5 protein-coding genes are annotated in these 5,189 nt (G+C 68.2%); all 5 read right to left on the reverse strand.

Translation table 11 applies throughout. The annotated features are described in order from the left end of the window. Positions 1-472, reverse strand: a 472-nt coding sequence (gene nuoI, locus ACLL81_RS08135; RefSeq protein ID WP_411287847.1) for an NADH-quinone oxidoreductase subunit NuoI, incomplete at its 3' end; no start/stop codon positions are given. A gap of 2 nt (positions 473-474) precedes the next feature. Then, complete coding sequence (locus ACLL81_RS08140) at positions 475-672, reverse strand: hypothetical protein (RefSeq protein WP_411287848.1); 198 nt, start codon at positions 670-672, stop codon at positions 475-477. Next, on the reverse strand, positions 669-1,748 hold the full coding sequence (nuoH, locus tag ACLL81_RS08145) for an NADH-quinone oxidoreductase subunit NuoH (RefSeq protein ID WP_411287851.1): 1,080 nt from the start codon (positions 1,746-1,748) through the stop codon (positions 669-671). Before nuoH ends, ACLL81_RS08140 begins: the two co-directional genes overlap by 4 nt. A gap of 26 nt (positions 1,749-1,774) precedes the next feature. Then, on the reverse strand, positions 1,775-3,820 hold the full coding sequence (gene nuoG, locus ACLL81_RS08150; protein WP_411287849.1) for an NADH-quinone oxidoreductase subunit NuoG: 2,046 nt from the start codon (positions 3,818-3,820) through the stop codon (positions 1,775-1,777). Positions 3,821-3,824: 4 nt separating this feature from the next. After that, on the reverse strand, positions 3,825-5,141 hold the full coding sequence (gene nuoF / locus ACLL81_RS08155) for an NADH-quinone oxidoreductase subunit NuoF (RefSeq protein WP_411287850.1): 1,317 nt from the start codon (positions 5,139-5,141) through the stop codon (positions 3,825-3,827). Between the last annotated feature and the right edge of the window lie 48 nt (positions 5,142-5,189).

The following is a 5,189-nucleotide window of genomic DNA, read 5'->3' on the forward strand; positions in this document are numbered from 1 at the left end:
GTTCCAGATTCTTCGCGATCTGCCGTTCCCAGCGGTCGCCGTTGTCCAGCAACCGAGCCTTGTCGTAATAGAGCTCCTCGCGGGTCTCCACGGCGAACTCGGTGTTGGGGCCTTCCACGATGGCGTCCACGGGGCACGCCTCCTGGCAGAGGCCGCAGTAGATGCACTTGACCATGTCGATGTCGTAGCGAGTCGCGCGGCGGCTGCCGTCGGCGCGGGGCTCGGCCTCGATGGTGATCGCCTGGGCCGGGCAGATGGCCTCGCAGAGCTTGCAGGCGATGCAGCGCTCTTCGCCGTTGGGATAGCGGCGCAGCACATGCTCGCCGCGAAACCGCGGGCTCTGCGGGTTGCGTTCATGCGGGTACTGCACGGTGGACTTGGGCCGGGCCATGTACTTCAGCGCCAGGCCGAAGGCGCCGATGAAATCCATCAGCGCCGCGCCCTTCACCGCCTGTCCGAGACGTTGGAACATGCTCACTTCCTCTCGCAGGCGAAGGCGTCGATCCGCGCCGCATTGCCCTCGGTCTTGCGCTTTAGGCCGCCACCCTTACCCGCGCATTCCCGTTGCGCCTGGGCGAGCGCGTCATAGGTGGCGTAGCCCCCGTCCCGGCCCCCGGAGGCGCAGGCGGCGAGGCCGAGGCCCAGGGCCGCGATGAGGACGAGCCGGATCATGCGAGAGGCCCATAGACGCGCCAGCCGGCCACCAGGGCCACGGCCACCAGGGAGGTGGGCAGGAACACCTTCCACCCCAGGCGCATGAGCTGGTCGTAGCGGTAGCGGGGCACGATGGCCCGGACCATGGCGTTCATGAAGAACACGAAGATGGTCTTGGCCATCAGCCACATCAGGCCGAACAGGCTGACCAGGGTGGCGGGCCAGCTATCGGTGAAGGGCGTCGGGAACGGAGCCTGCCAGCCGCCCAGGAACAGCACCGCCATCAGGCCGCACATCAGGACGATGTTGGCGGTCTCGGCCAGGTAGAACAGCATGTAGGGCGTGGAGCCGTACTCCACCGCGTAGCCGGCCACGAGCTCGGACTCGGCCTCAGGCAGGTCGAAGGGCGGGCGGTTGGTCTCGGCCAGGGACGAGATGAAAAAGATCACCCCCATGGGGATCATCACCAGGGCCAGCGGCAGGTTGGCCAGCCCTGCCCCGCCCAGTATATTCCAGTTCCAAAAGCCGCCGGCCTGCAGCTCGACGATGCGGGTCAGGTTCATGGTGCCGGAAAGCAGGATCACGGTGATGATCACGAAGCCGATGGAGACCTCGTAGCTGACCATCTGGGCCGCCGAGCGCAGGGCGCCCAGGAACGGGTACTTCGAGTTGGACGCCCAGCCGCCCATGATGATGCCGTAGACCCCCAGGGAGGAGATGGCGAACAGGTAGAGAACGCCGACGTTGATGTCGGAGATCACCCAGCCCGGCGCCAGCGGCATGGCCGCCCAGGCGCCAAGGGCCAGGGTCACGCTGATCAGCGGCGCCAGCAGGAAGACGATCTTGTCCGCCCCCGACGGGATGACCAGCTCCTTGATCAGGAACTTGCCGAGGTCGGCGAAGGACTGCAGCAGCCCGAAGGGGCCCACCACGTTGGGGCCTTTTCGCATCTGCACCCCGGCGAAGATCTTCCGGTCGCCATAGATGATGAAGGCGACCGTGAGCAGCAGGACCACGGTCACCAGCAGGATCTGGCCCACGTGCAGCAGGCTCCAGCCCACCGGTGAGGTCCAGAAGCTGGTGACGGTCGTCATGGTGGTGGTGGTGGTGACGGGCATCCCTACTCCGCCGCAAGTCTGGCGGGACCCGAAACCAGGGCCGCGCATTCGGCCATCGTCACGCTGGCACGGGCGATGGGGTTGGTCAGGTGGAAGCTGCGCACCGGGCTTAAGAACGGATCTTCTGATACCGCGCCCTTGCGGCCGAGCGCCCCGAGATCGAGGCCCGCCGCCCCGGCCGGCCCCGCCACATAGTCGATGCGGCCGAAGGTCGGGTGGTCAGCGAACAGCTTCGCGCGAAGCTGGTCGAGGCTGTCGTAGGGGAGCTTCGCCCCCATTCGCTCGGACAGCGCCCGCAGGATCGCCCAGTCTTCCTTGGCGTCGCCCTTGGGGAACACGGCGCGGACGCCCTGCTGCACGTGGCCTTCAGTGTTGACGTAGAAGCCGTTCTTCTCGGTGTAGGCGGCGCCCGGCAGGATCACATCGGCGCGGTGGGCGCCGGCGTCCCCGTGGGTGCCCAGGTAGACGACAAAGGCGTCGGTGGCGCCCAACTCCATCTCGTCCGCGCCCATCAGGAAGAGCACGTCAGCCCCGCCCTTGCGGATCAATTCGGCGGCGGTCTTGCCACCCTCCCGCGGCGTGAAGCCCAGGTCCAGGCCACCCACCCGGGCCGCGGCGCTGTGCAGCACGTTCCAGCCCATACCGAAGGCCTTGGCGACACCCGCGGCGGCCTGCAGCACGGCGGCGCCGTCAGCGCGGCCGAGCGCGCCCGCGCCCACGATGATCGCCGGAGCCCTGGCGTCCTTGAGCGACTTGAGGAAGTCGTTCTTTTGCTTGCCGAGGCCGGCCAGGGCCTGCGGCCCCGCGCCCAGGTGCTCGTAGCCGTAGGTGAGGTCGGCGGCCTCGCCGATCACGCCCACCTTCAGGGCGCCGACCAGCCAGCGCTTGCGCAGGCGCGCGTTCAGTACCGGCGCCTCAACCCGCGGGTTCGTGCCCACCAGCAGGATGACGTCCGCATCCTCGATGCCGGCGATGGTGGAATTGAACAGCCAGCTCTCGCGCGGCCCGTCGCCGAGCGCCATGCCGTCCTGGCGGCAGTCGGTGGAGGCCACACCCAGGCCGCGGAACAGGTCCAGCGCCGCCTTCATGGACTCCGCGTCCTGCAGGTCGCCGGCGATCACGCCGATGCGGTCAGCCGGGGCCGAGGTGAGCTTCGCGGCCACCACGTCCAGGGCCTCGGTCCAGGTCGCAGGCCGCAGCTTGCCGGCCTCGCGGATATAGGGCCGGTCCAGGCGCTGGCGGGCCAGGCCATCGACCGCATAGCGGGTCTTGTCGCTGATCCACTCCTCGTTGATGTCCTCGTTGACCCGGGGCAGCACGCGCAGCACGGCCGAGCCGCGGGCGTCCACCCGGATCGCCGAGCCCAGGGCGTCCATGACATCGACGCTCTCGGTCTTGGTCAGCTCCCAGGGCCGGGCGTTGAAGGCGTAGGGCTTGGAGGTCAGCGCCCCCACCGGGCACAGGTCGATGACGTTGGCAGACAGTTCGGACGCCACGGCCTTATCAAGATAGGTCGTGATTTCAACGTCTTCGCCGCGAGAGATCAGACCGATATCCGGCACGCCGGCGACCTCGGTGATAAACCGGACGCAGCGGGTGCACTGGATGCAGCGGGTCATCACCGTCTTGATCAGCGGACCCATGTATCTTTCTTCGACGGCCCGCTTGTTGTCGGCGTAGCGGCTGTCGTCGCGGCCATAGCCCATGGCTTGGTCCTGCAGGTCGCATTCACCGCCCTGGTCGCAGATCGGGCAATCCAGCGGGTGGTTGATCAGCAGGAACTCCATCACCCCGTGACGGGCCTTGCGGACCATCGGGGTGTCGGTGAATATCTCCTGACCCTCGGCGGCCGGCAGGGCGCAGGAGGCCTGCGGCTTCGACGGGCCGGGCTTCACCTCCACTAGGCACATGCGGCAGTTGCCGGCGATGGACAGGCGCTCGTGGTAGCAGAAGCGGGGGATCTCCTTGCCCGCCAGTTCGGCCACCTGCAGCACGTTCATGCCGGGTTCGAACTCGACTTCAACCCCGTCGACCTTGGCTATCGGCATGGGCTTACTCCGCCGCCTGCAAGGTGGCGCCCTGCACGTGGGGCTTGCCGGCGCGATAGGCGTTGATGCGCGCCTCCACCTCGGGCCGGAAGTGGCGGAACAGGCCCTGGATCGGCCAGGCCGCCGCGTCGCCCAGGCCGCAGATGGTGTGGCCTTCCACCTGGGAGGCGACGTCCAGCAGCAGGTCGATCTCGCGCATCTCCGCCTCGCCGGTGACCATCCGCTCCATCACCCGCCACATCCAGCCGGTGCCTTCGCGGCACGGCGTGCACTGGCCGCAGCTCTCGTGCTTGTAGAAGTAGGACGCCCGGGCGATGGCGCGGACCAGGTCGGCGTCCTTGTCCATGACGATCATGGTGCCGGTGCCCAGGCCGGAGCCGCGCGCCTGCAGGTCCTCGTAGGACATGATCGCCTCGTCGCACTGCTCGGCGGGGATCATCCGCACCGAGATGCCGCCGGGGATCACCGCCTTCAGGTTGCCCCAGCCGCCGCGCACGCCGCCGAAGTGTTCTTCGATGAGCTGGCGGATCGGGATGCCCATGGCCTCCTCGACCACGGCTGGCTTGTTCACGTGGCCGGAGCTGGCGAACAGCTTGGTGCCGGTGGACTTCTCGGGGCCGAAGCTCGCGAACCAGTCCGCGCCGCGGCGCAGGATGGCGCCCACCACGGCGATGGATTCGACGTTGTTGATGGTGGTCGGCGCGCCATAGATGCCAGCGCCCGCCGGGAACGGGGGCTTCAGGCGGGGCTGGCCCTTCTTGCCTTCCAGGCTCTCCATCAGGGCGGTCTCGTCGCCGCAGATATAGGCGCCGCCGCCGTGGGTGACGCGGATATCGCAGTCCCAGCCGTGGATGTTGTCCTTGCCCACCAGCCTGGCCTCATAGGCCTGGCGGATGGCGGCGGTCAGCCGCTCGCGCTCGAGCACATACTCGCCGCGCACATAGATGTAGGCGGTGTGCGCCCGGATGGCGCGGCAGGCGATCAGGCAGCCCTCGATCAACAGGTGCGGGTCGTGGCGCAGGATGTCGCGGTCCTTGCAGGCGCCCGGCTCGCTCTCGTCGGCGTTGACCACCAGGTAGTGCGGCCGCTCGCTCTCCTGCTTGGGCATGAAGGTCCACTTCAGGCCGGTGGAGAACCCCGCCCCGCCGCGCCCACGCAGGCCAGAGGCCTTGATCTGGTCGCAGATCCACTCCGGGGTCTGGCCGACGATGTCGGCCGTCCCGTTCCACGCGCCGCGCGCCTTCGCACCCTCCAGGCCCCAGTCGTGGCGGCCATAGAGGTTGAGGAAGATGCGGTCCTTGTCCGCGAGGATTCCGACCACGGTCTCAATCTTCCTTGGTCTGGTGGGTCAGCCCGCCGATGAACCACA

It is taken from the genome of Phenylobacterium sp., from assembly GCF_046590535.1.
In the GTDB taxonomy this organism is placed as follows: Bacteria; Pseudomonadota; Alphaproteobacteria; order Caulobacterales; family Caulobacteraceae; genus Phenylobacterium.